Here is a 19,890-nt window from a genome sequence, read left to right as displayed (position 1 = left end):
TAATCCCCCTGAGGCACTTTAATCCTTTATTTAATCATCCAGTTCACTTAATAAATTTGCAAGTTCTTCCTCACTCAACGAATCAAATAACTTTTCTTCTATTATCTGTGATAATGTTCTTACTGTTAATCCATTTGTAAGTAACTCCAAGATAGATAAGTTAATATCATACATTTCATTAATTCTATATACCATTTTAATAGCAATTAACGAATGTCCTCCTAATTCAATAAAATTATCATCAATTCCTATAGAATCAATAAATAACATTTCCTCCCATAATTGAACCAATTCTTCTTCTAACGGAGAAGTTGCAGCCACATAAAAACTTTCAGTTACTTCTTCTATTTCAGGCAGAGCTTTTTTATCAACTTTCCCATTTTCAGTTACAGGTAAAGCATCTATTTTCATCATTTTCGTTGGCAACATATATTCAGGTAAGTATGCACTAAGCTCATCTCTAACTTTTGATATTATTAACGCATTTTCTGAAATAATATAAGCATTTATTTCTTTATCACCATTTTTATTTTCTCTAGCAATTACTGTAACATCCTTTATATCATCGATTTTTCGGATGACACTATCAATTTCTCCAAGCTCTATTCTATATCCTCGAATTTTTACTTGATCATCTTTTCTTCCTTGGATTTCAATATTACCATCTATCCTCCAACAACCCATATCTCCCGAACGATAAAGCTTTCCGTTTCCAAATGGATTATCAATGAACTTCTCTTTTGTTAGTTCCGAAAGATTTAAATACCCTTTTGCCACACCACTTCCAGCAATACAAATTTCTCCTTTTTCACCAATATCACAAAGTTCCATTCCATCTAAAATATAGACTTGTGTATTTGATATTGGTTTTCCCACTATTAATTCCTCTTGTCCACTAAAATCATTTACAACACAGCCAGTCGATACTATTGTTGTTTCGGTAGGCCCATATGAATTTACTATAATAGCATCTGTATACTGTTTTAGTTGGTTAAATAATGTTAAGTCAAACTTTTCGCCTGCAAGCATTATAAATTTTAATCGTTTTAAATATTCCCTTCTACTATCGTCAGATAAAAATAATTTTACTCTACTCGGTGTAGTTTGGAGTATTTCAATCTCATGTTTTAGCACCAACTTTTCAAAATCCTCTGTTATTTTCTGTTCTAATGAATTGGCTATATATATTGTCATTCCATTTACTAAAGAGAATACTGTTTCTGTAACACTTAGGTCAAATGCTAAATTATTCACACACGCAATTCTAGAATATCCATTATCAAAAACTGGCTTCATAATTCCACAAGTGCTGTTATAAGAAAAATTCACAATGCATGAATGCTTAATCATAACTCCCTTAGGATTTCCTGTTGTACCCGATGTATAAATCAAGTAAAGAATATCATCTGGATTATTAACCTGTTGCAAATTTCTAGGCTCATTTTGTATTTCTGAATCTAAAGCTAAATCAATTATTGGTATTTCACTATCAACTACTGTTCCATATGTAAGTATTGCTTTTGGCTTACAATCTGAAAGAATATATTGAATCCTTTCTAATGGATAAGAAGTATCTATAGGTACATACGCTCCCCCAGCTTTTATAATCCCATAAATTCCAATCAACATTTCTATACTTCTATCGCAGATAACTGCAACGAAATCATTAGGTTTTACATCAGATGCTCGAAGCTTAATTGCTATTCCATTAGCTCTTTCATTGAGTTCACCATAAGTTATTTGTCTATCTTCAAATACTGCGGCTACCTTTTCTGGTGAAATAGAAACCTGTTCTTCAAATAATTGAACAATAGTTTTTTCACTTGGATATTCTACAGTAGTATTGTTAAACTCATTAATTTTTTTTATAATATTATTACTATTCATTACCCCATCATCCTCATACCCGTATTTTATACTTATCTTTTCTTCATTCTTTCTAATAAATGCTTTTTAATATCTTTTGATAAAATAGTTCCATTTGTGTCCTCAACTTTTTCTTTATTGATAGTACTATTAAAAGTTTTTTCAATAATACAACCCTTTATTGTTTCATAGTCAATTAAGTATTCATCATTTTCTTTGGCATCGTTTACTATACATTCAATAATTTCTAAAGCTTTTTCCTCTCTATGACTTTCTGAAAATCTAAAGCATTTTTCTTTATATTCTAAATTTAAAAGTTTCTCAATACTATCAGTAATGTTTCTATAATTCCATCTTAAAGGTGGAAGATATTCGCCTAATCCAATTTGTTTTACAATTGCTCCATTCAGCGGTCGATCAATATAATCTGCTAAAATCAATTGAGGTGTACCTACACTTAATGCATTGCTAGTTGTTCCAATACCGCCATGATGAATTATAAGACTTGAAAATGATAAAACATCATACAATGGTATATAATCAAATATTAATACGTTTTCAGGAATCTTGTTAGGTAATAATTCCTTATATTTTGTTGCCACAATAACTTTCCTATTAAACTTAGCGGCTGCTTCAATAGAAATATTGTAAAATTCACTTCTAATCTTCTTACTAGTTCCGCCAGATATTACTATAGGTGAAGGCTGTTCTATTAATATCTCGATTAAATCATTTGGTATAAAACTATTACTTTTATCAATAGACTCTAAAGGAAATCCGACCAATCTAATCTTCTTTGGTATGTTAACAATGTCACTTTTATACCATTCTGGCCACAATCCTATTTGGATTTTAGGGCTATACTGCCAAGCTAACCAACTTTCTATAGGTTCTAGTCCAACTTTTTCTCTTAGTTTATTTGCTTCTTCACATAATTTTTCTGAATTTATATTATTATAATTAATGATACTTTCGTATTCATATGGATTCATATATACCCAAATTAACGGTAAATTCATCTTTTCGGCTAACATTAAAGCTGCTATACTGGAACGATTTTTTGCAATTAATATTGTATCTTCCTTTATGCAATATGGTTTCAACAACTCATATTCTTTCATTCTCACATCAATACTCTCATACCGATCTTGAAATAGTTGAATTTCTTGTTTTGCCGCAATTGTATCAGTATATTTAATAGCACTATCCATTAATTCTCTATATTCATCCCATGTATCCCACGCGATAAAATTAATTCCTACTTCCTTAGCTTTTTCTTCATAAACACAATGCGTAAATATTGTGACTTCATGACCATTTTTTTTTAGATGTTTACCAATGTTTATAAATGGAATAACATCTCCATCAGACCAATGTGTAGTAATAATTACGTTTGCCACAGTTTCCCCCTATTAATTAATCCTTTTGTTTTTTTCTTAACAACTCTAGTAACATTTTTTTCTTTCTTTCTGAAATAGAGTCCATATTTGATTTATTATTGCAAACTACTCCATCTTCATTGATTTTTTCTTTACAATAATTAATACCTGTATTATTCAAATACTTACTTTCCTCTAAAGAACCTTCAGGGAAATTCTTAATTTTATAAGCTTCTTTGTTCTCTAAAAGTTTTTTAATACTTGAACATAGTTCTTCTTTATAGTTATCCTTTTTCATTTTTTCAGACAACTTTTTACATGATAATGATATATTATCCTCAGTTATATTGTTTAAAATTTTTCCAAGAGATTCAGCATTCCAGTTTTTCATTGGAAGAACTTTTGCAACTCCAAGTTTTCTAAGCTTATCTGCATTATCCGGACCATCTGCTATATGAGGCATTATTATTTGCGGAATTCCACAGGCAATTGCTTCACTACCTGTTCCTATTCCTCCATGATGAATAACGGCATAAACATATAACATAATATCTTTTATTGGCGCTTTATGAAGCCTTAATATATTACCTTCAAGATTTTTAGGAACTAACTCATCAAATGGTGTAACTAAAATAGCATTTATATTTTCCTTTGTGCAAGCTTCAACTGCTATTTTATAGAAATCAGGGTTTATCACATTACTAGTTCCTGCAGTTATAAGTACAGTTTTCTTCCCACTATTCAAGAATTTTTTTACCTTTTCCGAAATTTTGTATTGATCATTAGTATCTTCAGCTAAAAAACCAATAGTAGCTATTTCATTAATATCCTTTGTCTCCTCAATTGCATACCACCTTGGCCACACAGCTATTTTAAACCTTGGTGAACACATCCATTTTGTCCAACTAGATATATTTTTCAACCCAGTTCTACTTCTCACAATATTAATTTCATTAACCATTGTTTCACCAATAAGTTTTTCATGTAATTCTAAATGTTGCAAATAATTAGGTGCAAGAAAAACAGGAACACCTATGCAATTATATTTCTCAGCAACTAATAATCCAGACAAACTAAAACGATGTCTAAATAAGATAATGGTATTTTCGTCTATACAATATTCTCTGATGAGCATATACTCTTTATACATTCTATCTGCGCCACAATATTTTTTATTAAATTCTAAATACTCATCTAGTTTATTTATAGGATCTGATAATTGGTATAAACTATCATTCTTTTCTTTATATTCTTCATAATCATCAATCGCTACAAAGTTTAAGCCACTTTTTTTTGACTCTTCTTCATATATACAATGCGTAAATATGAACACATTATATCCAGCATTTTTTAATATCTTTCCTAGTCTAATAAACGGTATTACATCACCGCCTGTACCATGAGTAATCACTAATACATTTGCCACTTAGCCTCTCCTTTTATAGAATAATTTTTATATACTTTAGCTATCGACTAAAAACCTACAAATAATTAACAACGATTTAATATTCAACTATTAAAATAAATTCAATAGCAAAGTCTCATTGTAAAATACATAAATAAATGTAATTATTTTATTTTTTATCATTATAATAAATCAACACATATTATAATGTATATAACTACAATTTATATATAACAAGTTAAATATTATCACCAGACCATATTTGTGTCAATAAGTTGTATAATTCCCTTACTTTCCTCATAATTTTATTTAAATTCTTTTAGAATTTCTGAAAATTCTACATAAAAAAACTAAGCATTAGCTGTTTCTAATGCTTAGTTTTTTGAAATTTTTATAATGTGTTGTTAGTGTCATATGCACTACTCAACACGATATTATTATTTAAGTTTTTTCAATACTCTACCTATTTTACGATTAAGCTCTTTCCAGTCATATCTGCTGGTTGTGCTACACCCATAACTTCAAGCATTGTTGGAGCTATGTCAGCTAATGAACCGCCATCTCTTAATGCTTTAGCATTGTTAGCTATAAATACGAAAGGTACTGGTTCTGTTGTGTGAGCTGTGAATGGCTTACCGTTAGAGTAATCTATCATAGTTTCAGCATTACCGTGGTCAGCTGTTATAAATACAGCTCCATCCTTTTCAAGTACTTTATCAACTATTTTACCTGCACAAGCATCTACAGCTTCAACTGCTGCTTTAGCTGCTTCGAATATACCAGTATGTCCAACCATATCAGGGTTAGCGAAGTTTAATATTATCATATCATATTTATCTTCATCTAACTTAGCTAATAATTGCTCAGTTAATTCTGGAGCACTCATTTGTGGTTGAAGATCATAAGTTGCTACCTTTGGAGAAGGTATCAATGCTCTGTCTTCGTTAGGATTTGGTTCTTCAACTCCACCGTTAAAGAAGAAAGTAACGTGAGCATATTTTTCTGTTTCAGCTATTCTTAATTGATTTAAGCCGTTTGCTGCAACAACTTCGCCTAATGTGTTTTTGATTTCTTCTGGTCCAAATACTACACGTAAACCAGTAAATGTTGAATCATATTCTGTCATTGTAACGAAGAATAAGTTTAAATCTTCTCTTTCAAAACCATCAAAGCCTGGTTGTGTTAAAGCCTTTGTCATTTCTCTTGCTCTGTCTGGTCTGAAGTTAAAGAATACAACTGAATCATTTTTATTTATTTTTGCAACTGGTTTGTTTTCTTCATCTATTATAACAGTTGGTAATATAAACTCGTCAGTTTTGTTATCATGGTATGACTTGTCTATAGCTTCTAAAGCTGATTTAGAGAATTCACCCTTTGCATTAACCATTGCATCGTATGCAAGTTGTACTCTTTCCCATCTGTTATCTCTATCCATAGCATAGTATCTTCCTGATACTGTAGCAAATTTACCTACGCCTTGTTCATTCATGTAGCTTTCTAATTCTTCTACATATTCTTTTGCTGATGATGGTGGAACGTCTCTACCATCTGTGAAAGCATGGATATATAATTTTTCTAATCCATGAACTTTTGCAAGGTCTACTAAACCTTTAACGTGTTCTGTGTGTGAGTGAACTCCACCTGGTGATAAAAGTCCCATTAAATGAAGAGCTCCACCATTAGCTTTTGCATTATTTACAGCTTGAACTAAAGCTTCTTTTTCGAAGAAATCTTTATCTAATATTGATTTTGTTACCTTTGTTAAAGATTGATATACAACTCTTCCTGCACCTATATTTAAGTGTCCAACTTCAGAGTTACCCATTTGTCCTTCTGGTAGTCCAACTGCCATTCCACTAGCCCCTAATGTAGTGTGAGGGTAATTGCCCCAGTATTTATCAAAGTTTGGTTTGTTAGCTGCTGCAACGGCATTTCCGTCTACTTTATCTGTTATACCAAAACCATCCCATATCATTAACATCGTTGGTTTTTTAGCCATAATGTTTTCCTCCTATAACTAATAATTTTTATCATATATTTTTTAAACCTCCTGCTCTATAGGCCAAGCCTCAAAGCAGGAGTTAGTGAGTTATCTTTATAAATAGCTTTATCTTAAATAACAAACTAAAAATATTATAAATACTTTTGCTTGAATTGTACATAGTGTAAAACTACCTATACTATAATACAATTTCTATTATTCTAAAGCTACGATTTTTTAGTAGTTTACGATTTGTGCAAAGTCATCAGTTAAAAGACTAGCTCCGCCAACTAAAGCACCATCGATATCGCTCTTAGCCATTTGTGCCTTGATTGTTGAAGGTTTAACTGAACCACCGTATTGGATTCTAACTTTATCAGCAGCTTCTTGAGTGTATAATGAAGCTAAAGTTTTTCTGATGAAAGCTATTGTTTCATTAGCTTGATCGTCTGTAGCAGTTTTACCAGTTCCTATAGCCCAGATTGGTTCGTAAGCTATAACAACTTTTTCTAAGTCTGCTTCTGCAACGTCTGCTAAGTCAGCTTTGATTTGAGCACCGATAACTTCTTCAGTTTTATCAGTTTCTCTTTCTTCTAAAGTTTCTCCACAGCAAAGGATTGGAATTAAGTTGTGTTCGATAGCTTTTTTAACCTTTAAGTTACAAGTTTCATCTGTTTCAGCGAAGTATTGTCTTCTTTCACTATGTCCAATTACTACATAGTCAACTCCAATTGAAGTTAACATCTTAGGAGAAACTTCTCCTGTGAAAGCACCACTTTCTTCAAAGTGCATGTTTTGAGCACCAATTTTGATGTTGCTTCCTGCAGCAGCTTTAACAGCAGCATCTAAAGCTATGAATGGTACACATAAAACAACGTCACATGTAGCATCTTTAACTAGTGGTTTAAATTCATTTATATAAGCAACTGCTTCGTCAACAGTTTTGTTCATTTTCCAGTTTCCTGCGATTATTGCTTTTCTCATTTTAGAAATCACTCCTCAATTTAACCTCATATGTAATCTTACTAATATTATAATCCTTGTATACTTTTCAGTAAACAATAATTATTATCAATTAGTTGATTCATTGATTTAATACTTGTTTTTATTTTGATAAAAATTATTAATTATAGTTAGACGTCTATAAATTTTCACGATCACATCGTTCCCCCTATAAACGTCTTTTATTACTGTTGAATGTAGGAGTACATTCAACAGCAATTATCACCTATTGTTAAATAATAAATCAGAACTGCTGATCAAAATTGACCAGCCTATAAGACTAATTATTCTCAAGGTATTATGTCAAAATTCTATTTGTCGTTTAATGCAGCTATACCAGGAAGTTCTTTTCCTTCTAAGAATTCAAGTGAAGCTCCACCACCAGTAGAGATGTGAGTCATCTTGTCTCCGAATCCTAAGATATTAACAGCAGCAGCTGAATCTCCACCACCGATTATTGTAGTAGCACTTGAATCTGCCATTGCTTTAGCAACTTCAACAGTACCTTTAGCGAAGTTTTCGAATTCGAATACTCCCATTGGTCCGTTCCAGATAACTGTCTTAGCGCCTTTAACTGCATCAGCAAATAAAGCTGCAGACTTAGGTCCGATATCTAGACCCATGTGTCCTTCTGGAATGTTTTGATCTTCAGTTGTTACAGGAGTTGCATCAGCTGAGAATTTATCTCCAACAACGTTGTCTATTGGTAATAATAACTTAACGCCTTTAGCAGCTGCTTTTTCTAACATTTCTTTTGAGTATTCAACTTTATCAGCTTCTAAAAGTGAAGTTCCTATTGTGTAGCCTTGAGCTTTTAAGAATGTGTAAGCCATTCCACCACCGATGATTAATGTATCAACTTTTTCTAAAAGGTTGTTGATAACATTGATCTTATCAGATACTTTTGCTCCGCCAAGGATAGCAACGAATGGTCTTTCTGGGTTTTCTACTGCGTTACCAAGGAATTTTAATTCTTTTTGGATTAAGTATCCACAAGCAGCAGTATCAACGAAGTTAGTTACGCCAACAGTTGAGCAGTGAGCTCTGTGAGCAGTACCAAATGCATCATTAACATATACGTCAGCAATGCTAGCTAAATCTTTAGAGAAGCTTTCTTCGTTCTTACCTTCTTCTGGTCTAAATCTTGTGTTTTCAAGAAGAACTACATCTCCTTCTTTCATAGCAGCAACAGCAGCTTTAGCATTTTCTCCAACTACTGTATCGTCAGCTGCGAAAACAACTTCTTTATCAAGCATTTCGCTTAATTTTTCAGCAACTGGTGCTAAAGTTTTTGATGGGTCTGGACCCTTAGCTTTTCCTAAGTGTGAGCAAAGGATTACTTTAGCTCCGTTATCCACTAAGTATTTGATTGTTGGCATTGCTCCAACTAATCTGTTGATGTCTGTGATTTCGCCATCTTTTAATGGAACGTTGAAGTCACATCTAACAAGAACTCTTTTACCTTTAACTTGTATATCTTCAATACTCTTCTTATTATATTCCATCTTATTCACCTCGTAATAGATAATATAGGTTTTAAAATTTATTGTATAACAGATTAAAGTACTATAAATCTTCTCTGTTACAAAACAAAGTTAAACTATCCTAACTTAATTTGTCAGAGATTACTCTAACATGCAGAAAGATCAATAGATACCTTACATCTATTTAAAAAGGCCTGGGTTCATAGCCCAAACTACAAAACCAGACCTTATGTGTTTTAGTTATTTAAAATAACCAGAATTTTTAGTTTAAACTATTTTGCTATTTCAACAAAGTATTTTAAAGTTCTGATTAATTGTGAAGTGTATGACATTTCGTTATCATACCAAGCAGCAACTTTAACTAATTGCTCTCCGTTTACTTCCATAACTCTAGTTTGAGTTGCATCAAATAATGAACCAAAGCTAGTTCCAATTATGTCTGAAGAAACTAATTCTTCATCAGTGTATCCGAAAGATTCAGTTTGAGCAGCTTTCATAGCAGCATTAACTTCATCAACAGTTACTTTCTTTTCTAAAGTTACAACTAATTCAGTTAATGAACCAGTTATAACTGGAACTCTTTGAGCTCCTCCGTCTAATTTACCTTTTAATTCAGGGATAACTAAGCCGATTGCTTTAGCAGCTCCAGTTGAGTTTGGAACTATGTTAGCAGCAGCAGCTCTTCCTCTTCTAAGGTCATTTTTTCCGTGAGGGCCGTCTAAAGTATTTTGATCGTTAGTGTAAGCATGGATTGTAGTCATAAATCCTTTTGTTACTTTAAAGCTATCGTTTAATACTTTAGCCATTGGTGCTAAACAGTTTGTTGTACAAGAAGCACCTGAAACAACTGTTTCTGTACCATCAAGTATTGCTTGGTTAACGTTGTAAACAACTGTTTTAATATCGCCAGTAGCAGGAGCAGAAATAACAACTTTCTTAGCACCAGCTTGTAAATGTAAACCAGCTTTTTCTTGAGTTGTGAAGAATCCAGTACACTCTAAAACTACGTCTACTCCTAATTCTCCCCATGGTAAGTCAGCAGGATTTCTTTCAGCAGTAACTTTGATTTCTTTTCCGTTAACTACGAAAGCTCCGTCTTTAACTTCGATTTCACCGTTGAATCTTCCTTGTGCTGAATCATATTTGAATAAGTGAGCTAAAGTTTTAGCATCAGTTAAATCGTTGATTGCAACTACCTCAAATTCAGGATTTTGAATCATTAATCTTAATGCTAATCTTCCTATTCTTCCAAAACCGTTAATCGCAACTTTTGCCATTGTGATTACCTCCTTAAAATTTAAAAAATTATATTTTGGTTAGTTTTTGGTTTATGTTAAATACATATAGTAGCATAATAGCCACAGTATATATTTCTCATCAATAAATTTTTTATGAATCACTTGTTTAGTATTTTTATTTGAATTACAAAATATACAGAATTTCTTTAGCAGTTCCTTCATCAGTTATAAGCACTGCATTAGGTTTATTAGATAAACTTGCTATAATTGCTTTAGCTTTTTCCTTACCACCTGCAACTGCAATTAATTTATCTATTTTAGATACATCCTGCCCTTTTATTCCTACCGTTGGAATAGTATAAACAGCATTTCCCTTTTCATCAAAATATGACCCGAAGGCTTCTCCTACAGCACCCTTCTCGTCTAAATATGTACGCATTTCTGGTGAAAGATCTCTTCTTTGTGCCATTTTATCAGCTCTGCCGATACCGCATATAAGCACATTTACATTATGTAATTCTTCAACTACATCTCTGATGCTAGATTCATTCATTATAGAATGTATAACCTTTTCATCTTTGATGCTATCTGGTATATGTAATAATCTATAGGCAGCATTCATCTTTCTTGCAAGGGTCGCCGTAAGTGTGTTAGCTTCATATTCTAGGTCTCTACCTATTCCACCTCTAGCAGGTAATACGGTTATACCTTTATAAAAACTATTAGAAGGCATGTTGTCTACTACACTCTTTAATGTGCTTCCACCTGTTAAAGCTAAAACATCTTTATCCTTGATGTTGTTTATAATGAAATGAGCTGCTACCTTTCCAAGCTCAAACATTACCGACGGATCTTCTTCTAAATCGCCTGGGACTATAACAACATTCTCTATCCTAAGAACTTCTTTTAATTGTTTTTCAACCTCAAAGAGCCCTTTAGCTTGGTGGATAAAATTTTTAAGACTATCAATTATTTCTTCGCCCTCCGCTGTAACATTCATTCCTGATGAGTTAATTTCTATAAGATGCTGATCCTTTAAAAATTCTACTTCTGATCTAACAACTCTCTCACCTAACTCAAGCTTAACAGCAAGAATTCTTCTTCCTATGGGCTGATTATATTGTATTGTCCTCAAAATTCTATATCTTTTCTCCAGCTGTTGTAATAACTCAGGGACTAATTTTTGTAACAATCTAATCGTTTTTCGCAATTATAACACCCCACTGGTCAATACATGTCCCATCAAACCATTTTCTGTCCCACAACTATTATAAATTATAATTTGGAATTTTTAAATAGTATTTTGGAAAAAACTTAATTATTTTTTGTTTTTTGTGTAGTTATAGTTTTTCCATTGATGTTGGGATTATTCTCATTTAAATGTTATAATGCTAATTATGATTAATTTGAATTTTTTTCCATCTCCTTATTTATTATTCGCTCTTTATTTTTATTTTCCTTCATTTAATCTATTTTTTTAATCTAAAGCTAATATATCCTTGATGACTTTTATATAACTGTTATATGTATAATTTCAATATGTAATATTCTGTGTCTTTATAGTAAAATTTAGTTTAAGTTCTTTTATATTCAATTCATATCCCCTAGGTAAAATCAAAATATATGAGGTTTCATTATTTAAACTACTTCAGAAGCTTATTAGAATTTTGAAAAACTAATATATGATTTGAAGAACCTTTATTAAAACATACATAGATTTTTAAATTAGAACATCTATAGTTATGATGTAATAGTAATTAACCCGTTGTGCTAGTTAAATACGCTGGCAATACTTACAAATAGAAAAACTCCAGCATATTTGCTAACCTATCATTAAAAAACACCACTAATCTAATGATAGGAGGCTAACCTATATGCCAGAGTTTAATAAAGATTCTACCATAACAATAAATGACTTAAAAGATTTTATTGTTGTCACTTATGTTATAATTGATGACTTTTACCAAAAAGTAACTCCAACATTTATTAAAAATCGTCGTAACATCGCTAAATCAGTAATGACTGATAGCGAAATAATTACGATTTCTTTAGTAGGTGAACTCTTAACCATTGACTCTGAAAAAGCATGGTTTGGATTTTGCTCTAAAAACCTACGAGACTTATTTCCCAACTTTTGTAGTAGGCCGAGGTTTCATAGAGTTAGAAAGTCATTATTTCGAGTCATTGATGAAATTCGTAAAGAGTTAACGAAATTTCTTAACTATCAATATGACCGAATGAGAATTGCAGATAGTATGCCAATTCCTGTGTGTAAGTTTGGGAGAGCTCATTTCCATAAAGCTTTTAAGCCGGAGGCTGCCTACGGGCGATGCGCTTCGAAAAAAGAAACATATTATGGATTCAAATTACATGCTTTAGTAGCCCTCGATGGCTATATCACAGATTTTACTGTAACAGCAGCAAATATTGATGACAGAGATGTCGTCTGGGAACTCACAGCTAATTCAGAGATTGATATACTAATAGGTGATAAAGGATATATAGGTCAAAAAGTTGCTTCGCAATTAAAAGAAACAAGGTACATTCGTCTTTTAACAATAAATCGTAACAATAGTAAAACTAAACTTTTAAAACCTTTTAGGCAGTTGATATTCAAGGCTCGTCGTAGAGTAGAAACTACTTTTTCTCAGCTCTCCGAGCAATTAAATATGCAGAGGGTTCTTACAAAATCAACTTGGGGATTTGCCACAAGAATATCAAATAAAATATTAGCTCATAATCTTTGCTATTTTATAAATAAATTTTTTAATATAGGTATAGAAATATCAAAGATTAAAGAATTAGTATTCGGATAATAATTTCCAAAAACAGTATATGAGACAATAGGATAGGACTGCCTAAAATCATGGTATAAATATCCTTTTAATGAAAACTTATCTGCTAGCACAACAGGTTAATTAACAACTTGTTATTAGTAAAAAAGGAGGTGAACTTTAGTGAGGGAGCATTATCCACAAAAACTCTCACTAAAGATTAATATGATAAGACAAGCGATCCTTGAAGACAGCAGAATTGCTGCACAATTGGCTATGTTATTATGGCCTGATAATGAAATTAGTCAGCTAGAAGAAGATATGAAAGAGTACATAGATTCAAATAATGGAGCTGTTTTTATTTACTTTGATGAAACCACACCTGTTGGATTTGCTCAGTGCGGTTTAAGACATGATTATGTGGAAGGAACCCAAAGTAGTCCTGTTGGCTATTTAGAAGGTATTTTTGTAAAAGAAGAATATCAAAGGAGATGCATAGCTAAAAAATTGCTAGCTCAATGTGAAGAATGGGCAAAAGCTCAAGGCTGCAGTGAGTTTGCAAGTGATTGTGAACTAACCAATATAGATAGCTTAAAGTTCCATTTGCAAATTGGTTTTGAGGAAACTAATAGGATAATTTGTTTTAAGAAAAAACTATAAGTATAGATAATATGCTTTCAAGATTTGATCAATTTGAATTTAAAGCTGAATATGATAGTATTGTTAACACATTTCCAGATTTTGCAGACTTTGTATACACACATTCGTCTATTTCAAATCAATTTTACAGTGTCCTTTAACAAATTTAAAAAGAGGCAAGCTAATTCTGTTAAACCGTTGAAGCTTACCTCTAAATTATTATAATTTAAACTTATTAACTTCTGTTTCTAAAACTTTTACAAGTTCATTAAGCTGGCTTGCTGAATTGCCAAACTCCTCTAAAGTAACAACCACTTCTTCTGTCGCAGCTGACACCTCTTCTGTAGAAGCTGAAGCTTCTTCTGAAACTGCAGAGATATTTTGGATTTTTTCTATTATATCTTCTTTTTTCTTGTTAGTTTCCGTTAAAGCCACTGCTATTTCATCAGTTTCGCCCTTTAGAATCTTAATTGAATCAGATATTTTATCAAATATATCCTTTGTAAGGGTTACAGCCTTCGTTTGTTCATCAATTACAACTTTAGTGCCTTCCATAGTTGAAACTGCTAAAACAGATTTCTCTTTAACCTTCATTATTAATTCTTGGATTTGTTTAGTTGCTTCTGATGATTGGTCTGCTAATTTCCTTATCTCCTCTGCTACTACAGCAAAGCCTTTTCCTGCTTCCCCTGCTCTAGCTGATTCAATAGCTGCATTTAAGGCTAAAAGATTTGTTTGTTCAGCAATACTGTTTATTGTACTAGTTATATTTCCAATTTGTTCAGTAGCTCCATTCATATCTTTTATTACTACCATCACTTCATTTGAATGATTATTAGCTTCATCTGTTTTCTTTGAAAGAATATTTACTGCTTCTACACCATTTTCACTCAAAGTATTAGTTTCTTTTGATATTTCATTCATTTTATTTGTTAATGAATCAATATTAGAAATATTAGTAGCTAACTCTTCAATAGAATGAACACCTTCATCAATATTTTGAACTTGATCAATGCTTCCGTTGGCTACTTGTTCTATAGTAGCAGATATCTTATTTACTTCTGCAGTAGTTTCTGAAGCCATTTTGCTAATACTATTAGAATTTGTAGCTATAACATCTGTTGAATATTTCAAATTATGAATAAGACTTCCTATATTCGCAATCATCCTGTTGAAATCCTTTGAAAGATCTTCAAATTCATCCTTTGAATCGATAGAAGCATTAACAGATAAATCACCTTCTGCAGCTTTATTAAAAGCAGCTTTTAAAATATTCATTTTCTTTGTAATTGAACGACTAAAGAATATAGAACCAACTAAGGCTATTAATCCTAAAACTAAAATTAATATCATATTAATATTTTTTATAACATTAGTATCACTTAGCAGTTCTTCTTCCGGCACAGCTGACATCAATTTCCAACCAGTTGTTTCATTTGTAATATAGCTACAATATTTTTTTACACCTTTATATTGATAAGTATTAATTCCACTATTACTATTTTTAATCTCTTCCCAATTCGAAAGCTTGGTAATTTCTGTTCCAGCTAATAAAGAACTATCTGGATGGGCTATCACAACCCCTTCATAAGTTGATATAACAGCAAAACCTGTTCTTCCTATCTTAATTGATGAAATTGATTGAGATAAAGTATCTAAGTTTATATCCGCTGCAAGAACACCAACTATAGCATCATTATTTTTAACAGCCATTGATAAAGATACAATCATTTTACCTGAAACTGCATCTTGATATGGATTGCTATATACTACTTTACCTGGATTTTCTATAGCATTTTTATACCAAGTTCTTGTAGTAGGGTCATAATCCTTTGGCAATTCTTGAGCGGGATATAGAGTCATCTTTTTACTTGGTTGTCCAAAATAAAAATTCATTATATCTGTTCTAGCATTACGGCTATCTTGAAGTAGTGAAACAGCGAATTCTTCATAAAGCGGCTTAATTGCCATTTCCTTTAAATTTACATTATTTGATAGCATACGTAGCATGCTTTCAATTCCTTGAAAGTAACTATCAAGACCTCTATTAACTTCTAATACAGTTTGTTGATTAGATTCTGTAAACTTAGTTGATACAATTTTATTAGATTTATTGTAGGTTATAAAACCCAATATACCTATAGGCACAATACATAAAGTTGTTAATACAGCTATCATTTTTATTTTAATACTTCTAAAATTAATATTTCTTTTCTTTTGTTTCTCCATTACCTTTTCCTCCTAAATTAACGTTTTTAGTTTAATTAATCTTTAACCTTTCTCCATATACCCCCAATCGGAGTTTAATCTATCAAAAAATCTTTTAACTCTATTTTGAACATATGAAGCGGCGTATTTAATAACTAGCTGAAATTCTAGCTATATTAACTTTCATCCTTTTTATATTTCGACTTTTATTTTAAATATTTCATAGTTTTTTAAAAACTTTTTGTATTTAATTTTGTTTTTATGGCTACTTTTCATAAAAATAAGTAACGATATGGAATATTAAAATGGCAAAAATAAAAACCCATCATCTTCAAGAGATGATGGGTTTTTATTATCTTGAACCTTTTTCGTATGGTACACCATCTGCAGCTGGTGCAGTAGTTTTTCCAACAAATCCTGCTAAAGCAAGCATTGTTAAAACATATGGCATAGCAAAATATACTTCTGTTGGAAGACTCCAGCCTAAAGCTGGTGCTTGAATTTTAAGAGCATCTGCAAAACCAAATAGTAAGCAAGCTAGGAAAGCTCCTACTGGATTCCAGTTACCAAAGATTACAGCTGCTAGTGCTATAAATCCTCTACCACTTACCATTCCTTCTCTAAATAACATATTATTCATAGCTAGAGATGCACCACCAAGACCTGCAAATACACCTGAAAGAAGAACACAGATATATCTTAATCTTATTACATTTACACCCATAGTATCCGCCGCTTTTGGATGTTCTCCTACTGCTCTTATTCTAAGCCCAAGAGCAGTTTTCTTAAATACAAAGTGTACTAATATAACTAAAATTATAGCTCCGTAAACATACCAGTTTAATTGACCAAGGACTCTACCTATTACAGGTATCTTTTCAAACATTTCTCTTGGGTAGCTCATTGGTTCTATCCCAGCTGTTTGACTATGTATATCATAGAATTGGAATATCAAATAACTAGATAACGCCCCAGCAAGAATATTAATAGCAACACCGGATATAACTTGGTCTGCTTTAAATTTTATACTAAGTACTGCATGGAGTGCTGCTATTGCTGCACCTGCTGCCATACCACACATAACTCCCACAATAAGGCTATCAGTTGCTAAGGTTCCAGCGACAGCGAAAAAGGCTCCTGTTACAAGCATACCTTCTATACCTATATTTACAACACCCGATTTTTCTGATATAACTCCACCTAAAGCTGCAAAAATAAGTGGCGTAGCAAGTCTTAAGGTTGTTGCTATAATATCTAATATTACATTAACCATTTACAGCTGCCCCCTTTTTCTTTCTTTTTAAAAATTTAAACGTATAGTCTGCTGCTAAGAAGATTATGATTATAGCTTGAATTAAGCTAATTATTTCTTTTGGTATATTGTTCATCTGCAAATATAATTGAGAACTATTTAACGCTGCTATTAAGAAAGCTGATAATATTGCAGCAATAGGGTTGCTTTTGGCAATTAATGCTACAGTCATACCATCAAAACCAAAATTAGGGAAAGCAGCCATTTGTAGCATTTGATGTTGAACTCCTGAAATATAAGTAGCACCACCAAGACCTGCAACAACACCAGAAATAACCATAGCTAAAACAATATTTTTCTTTATGCTAACTCCACCATATTCAGCAGAAGTAGGGCTTAAACCTACAGCTCTTAATTCAAAGCCAGCTTTAGTTTTATTTAAAAGAAAATAAACTAAAACTGCTGTAAGTAATGCTAAGAATACACCTATATTAGCTCTATTACTTGGTCCTAAAAATCTAAATAATTGAGCTGATCCTTGAATAACATCAGTAGCTGATTGACCTGCTTCAGTAAACTTATTCATAACTAAATAATTACATAGATAAAGAGCAATAAAGTTCATCATTATTGTATTTACTACTTCGTTAGTTCCTCTCACTGCTTTCAGATAACCTGGGATAAATGCCCAGAAACCACCTGCAGCAACACCTGCTAAAATTACTAATACAATATGAATTGGTCCTGGAATTCCAGGTATTAATCCTACAATTGTCGCACCCATCATACCTACTATGAATTGTCCTTCAACACCAATGTTGAAAAGACCTGTTTTAAAAGCTATTGCTTGTGCAAGACCTGCAAACAATAATGGTGTAAGTATTGCTAAGGTTTCAGAAAAGCTATCCAGTGATCCTAAGCTTCCTTCTGCTATTGACTTTAAAAGTATTCCAACAGCTGAAAAATAATTTTCACCTGTGCTCCATACAACAAATATAGCGGAAGCAAGAAGAGCTACTAATATTGATGCTACTGGAACTCCTATTGATTTTGCTAATCCTTTTACGGAAGCCATTCTATTTTGCTTTGAAGTATCAATATTACTCATTTTTACCCTCCTTTTCTAATGAACCTCCTGCCATTAATATGCCTAGTTCTTGTTCTGTTACTTTTTTTGCGTCTACGATATCCATTATCTGGCCGTCATACATAACAGCAATTCTATCAGATAGATTCATTATTTCATCCAATTCAAAGGATACAAGCATAACAGCTTTGCCTTTATCTCTTTCCTCGATTAATTTCTTGTGTATATATTCTATTGCTCCTACGTCAAGTCCTCTAGTAGGCTGTGCTGCTATGATAAAATCTGGGTCTTTATCGATTTCTCTAGCAACAATAAGTTTTTGTTGATTACCACCTGATAACTTTGAAGCCTTAACATCTTCATTTGGAGTTCTAACGTCAAACTGTTCGATAAGCTTCTTTGCATGTTCTCTAATCTTTTTATAATTCAACACAAGACCTTTACTAAATTCTTTTTTATGATGTACTCCTAGGATTGAATTTTCTACTAGTGAATAATCTAAAACTAGACCTCTTTTATGTCTATCTTCTGGAATATGACCAAATCCCAAGTCTATTATTTCTCTTGGCTTAAGTTTTGTTAACTCCTTACCATTTAAAGTAATAGAACCTTCTGTTGCTTGTCTAAGACCACTTATAACTTCAATTAGTTCACTTTGACCATTACCATCAACTCCAGCAACACCTAAAACTTCACCAGCTCGTATGTCAAGGTTTACACCTTTTAATACAGGTAACTTTCTATGATCTATAGCTTTTATATCCTTAATTGATACTATAGTATTTCCAACTTTAGCTTTTTCTTTTTCTGTAACTAGATTTACTTTCCTTCCGACCATCATTTCCGCAAGTTGATCTATGTTAGTGTCCTTAGTTTGTACTACATCTATCAACTTTCCACGTCTTACAACAGTTACCCTATCACTCATGCTCATAATTTCCTTAAGCTTATGAGTTATAAGAATAATAGATTTTCCTTGGCTAGTAAGACTCTTGAATATTTCGCCAAGTTCTTCAATTTCTTGAGGTGTTAAAACTGCTGTAGGTTCATCAAGTATAAGAATTTCTGCTCCTCTATATAGAGCCTTAAGGATTTCAACTTTTTGTTGTTGTCCAACAGTTATATCCTCTATTAAATCATCTGGTTTTACATTAAAGCCATATTTTTTAGCTAATTCTGCCACTTCTTTTTCTGCTTTTTTAATGTCTATCTGAATGCCTTTTTTTGGTTCCGATCCAAGAATAATGTTTTGTGTTACAGTAAAATTATGTACTAACATAAAATGCTGATGCACCATTCCTATACCAAGAGCAATGGCATCTAATGGACCTTTTATATTAACCTTTTGTCCATTAACAAATATTTCACCTTGCTCAGGTTGGTATAATCCATATAGCACATTCATCAATGTAGTTTTACCAGCACCGTTTTCCCCTAATAAAACATGGACTTCGCCTTTGTTTAAATCAAAGTCAACATTTTCATTTGCTACTGTTCCTGGGAAGATTTTAGTTATTTTTTTCATTTCTACAACCTTTTCCACGAACTCTCCTCCTTCTCTAAAAGAGCTAGATG

The 19,890-nt window shown here is 32.1% G+C and carries 14 protein-coding genes; 2 read left to right on the top strand and 12 right to left on the bottom strand.

Going from position 1 to position 19,890, the window contains the following annotated elements; translation table 11 throughout:
• Positions 1-30: 30 nt before the first annotated feature.
• From CLOCEL_RS03690 to CLOCEL_RS03655, 8 genes are all read right to left on the bottom strand, one after another.
• Complete coding sequence (locus CLOCEL_RS03690; protein WP_010074723.1) at positions 31-1,887, bottom strand: non-ribosomal peptide synthetase; 1,857 nt, start codon at positions 1,885-1,887, stop codon at positions 31-33.
• A 32-nt stretch (positions 1,888-1,919) separates the two neighbouring features.
• Positions 1,920-3,266, bottom strand: a complete 1,347-nt coding sequence (locus tag CLOCEL_RS03685) for a glycosyltransferase (protein WP_010074724.1) — start codon at positions 3,264-3,266, stop codon at positions 1,920-1,922.
• A gap of 16 nt (positions 3,267-3,282) precedes the next feature.
• Positions 3,283-4,671, bottom strand: coding sequence for a glycosyltransferase (locus CLOCEL_RS03680; RefSeq protein WP_010074725.1), 1,389 nt, complete (start codon positions 4,669-4,671; stop codon positions 3,283-3,285).
• Between the two features lie 442 nt (positions 4,672-5,113).
• Complete coding sequence (gpmI, locus tag CLOCEL_RS03675; protein ID WP_010074726.1) at positions 5,114-6,649, bottom strand: 2,3-bisphosphoglycerate-independent phosphoglycerate mutase; 1,536 nt, start codon at positions 6,647-6,649, stop codon at positions 5,114-5,116.
• 219 nt (positions 6,650-6,868) lie between these two features.
• Positions 6,869-7,615 carry a triose-phosphate isomerase gene (gene tpiA, locus CLOCEL_RS03670; protein WP_010074727.1) on the bottom strand — a complete coding sequence of 249 codons (747 nt, stop codon included), beginning with the start codon at positions 7,613-7,615 and terminating at the stop codon, positions 6,869-6,871.
• 329 nt (positions 7,616-7,944) lie between these two features.
• Positions 7,945-9,138: a phosphoglycerate kinase gene (locus CLOCEL_RS03665; protein WP_010074728.1), complete on the bottom strand. Its 1,194-nt coding sequence runs from the start codon at positions 9,136-9,138 to the stop codon at positions 7,945-7,947.
• Between the two features lie 251 nt (positions 9,139-9,389).
• Positions 9,390-10,394: a type I glyceraldehyde-3-phosphate dehydrogenase gene (gap, locus tag CLOCEL_RS03660; protein WP_010074729.1), complete on the bottom strand. Its 1,005-nt coding sequence runs from the start codon at positions 10,392-10,394 to the stop codon at positions 9,390-9,392.
• A 145-nt stretch (positions 10,395-10,539) separates the two neighbouring features.
• On the bottom strand, positions 10,540-11,565 hold the full coding sequence (locus CLOCEL_RS03655) for a sugar-binding transcriptional regulator (RefSeq protein ID WP_013291609.1): 1,026 nt from the start codon (positions 11,563-11,565) through the stop codon (positions 10,540-10,542).
• 664 nt (positions 11,566-12,229) lie between these two features.
• On the opposite strand from CLOCEL_RS03655, the gene CLOCEL_RS03650 reads away from it, so the two are divergent.
• Together CLOCEL_RS03650 and aac(6') are read left to right on the top strand one after the other, a co-directional pair.
• Positions 12,230-13,171, top strand: a complete 942-nt coding sequence (locus tag CLOCEL_RS03650; protein WP_010077629.1) for an IS982 family transposase — start codon at positions 12,230-12,232, stop codon at positions 13,169-13,171.
• Positions 13,172-13,312: 141 nt separating this feature from the next.
• Positions 13,313-13,789 carry an aminoglycoside 6'-N-acetyltransferase gene (gene aac(6') / locus CLOCEL_RS03645; RefSeq protein WP_010074731.1) on the top strand — a complete coding sequence of 159 codons (477 nt, stop codon included), beginning with the start codon at positions 13,313-13,315 and terminating at the stop codon, positions 13,787-13,789.
• 198 nt (positions 13,790-13,987) lie between these two features.
• On the opposite strand, the gene CLOCEL_RS03640 is transcribed toward aac(6'), so the two are convergent.
• The 4 genes from CLOCEL_RS03640 to CLOCEL_RS03625 all read right to left on the bottom strand — a co-directional run bounded on the left by CLOCEL_RS03640 (position 13,988) and on the right by CLOCEL_RS03625 (position 19,858).
• Positions 13,988-15,997, bottom strand: a complete 2,010-nt coding sequence (locus CLOCEL_RS03640) for a methyl-accepting chemotaxis protein (protein ID WP_010074732.1) — start codon at positions 15,995-15,997, stop codon at positions 13,988-13,990.
• A 331-nt stretch (positions 15,998-16,328) separates the two neighbouring features.
• The gene (locus CLOCEL_RS03635; RefSeq protein WP_010074733.1) at positions 16,329-17,249 is read right to left on the bottom strand and encodes an ABC transporter permease; all 921 of its coding nucleotides are present in this window, start codon (positions 17,247-17,249) and stop codon (positions 16,329-16,331) included.
• Complete coding sequence (locus CLOCEL_RS03630) at positions 17,242-18,336, bottom strand: ABC transporter permease (RefSeq protein WP_010074734.1); 1,095 nt, start codon at positions 18,334-18,336, stop codon at positions 17,242-17,244. The genes CLOCEL_RS03635 and CLOCEL_RS03630 overlap by 8 nt, the downstream gene beginning before the upstream one ends.
• Positions 18,329-19,858: an ABC transporter ATP-binding protein gene (locus CLOCEL_RS03625; RefSeq protein WP_010074735.1), complete on the bottom strand. Its 1,530-nt coding sequence runs from the start codon at positions 19,856-19,858 to the stop codon at positions 18,329-18,331. The genes CLOCEL_RS03630 and CLOCEL_RS03625 overlap by 8 nt, the downstream gene beginning before the upstream one ends.
• Positions 19,859-19,890: the final 32 nt, after the last annotated feature.

The sequence above is a fragment of the Clostridium cellulovorans 743B genome (assembly GCF_000145275.1).
In the GTDB taxonomy this organism is placed as follows: Bacteria; Bacillota; Clostridia; order Clostridiales; family Clostridiaceae; genus Clostridium_K; species Clostridium_K cellulovorans.
The sequence above is the reverse complement of the archived record's forward strand: the minus strand, read 5'-3'. Positions and strand labels throughout refer to the sequence as shown.

Coding starts and splice junctions, on each gene's coding strand:
- CLOCEL_RS03665 (WP_010074728.1), bottom strand. CDS start 9,138: ATGGAATATAATAAGAAGAGTATTGAAGATATACAAGTTAAAGGTAAA.
- CLOCEL_RS03630 (WP_010074734.1), bottom strand. CDS start 18,336: ATGAGTAATATTGATACTTCAAAGCAAAATAGAATGGCTTCCGTAAAA.
- CLOCEL_RS03650 (WP_010077629.1), top strand. CDS start 12,230: ATGCCAGAGTTTAATAAAGATTCTACCATAACAATAAATGACTTAAAA.
- CLOCEL_RS03640 (WP_010074732.1), bottom strand. CDS start 15,997: ATGGAGAAACAAAAGAAAAGAAATATTAATTTTAGAAGTATTAAAATA.
- gpmI (WP_010074726.1), bottom strand. CDS start 6,649: ATGGCTAAAAAACCAACGATGTTAATGATATGGGATGGTTTTGGTATA.
- gap (WP_010074729.1), bottom strand. CDS start 10,394: ATGGCAAAAGTTGCGATTAACGGTTTTGGAAGAATAGGAAGATTAGCA.
- CLOCEL_RS03690 (WP_010074723.1), bottom strand. CDS start 1,887: ATGAATAGTAATAATATTATAAAAAAAATTAATGAGTTTAACAATACT.
- tpiA (WP_010074727.1), bottom strand. CDS start 7,615: ATGAGAAAAGCAATAATCGCAGGAAACTGGAAAATGAACAAAACTGTT.
- CLOCEL_RS03635 (WP_010074733.1), bottom strand. CDS start 17,249: ATGGTTAATGTAATATTAGATATTATAGCAACAACCTTAAGACTTGCT.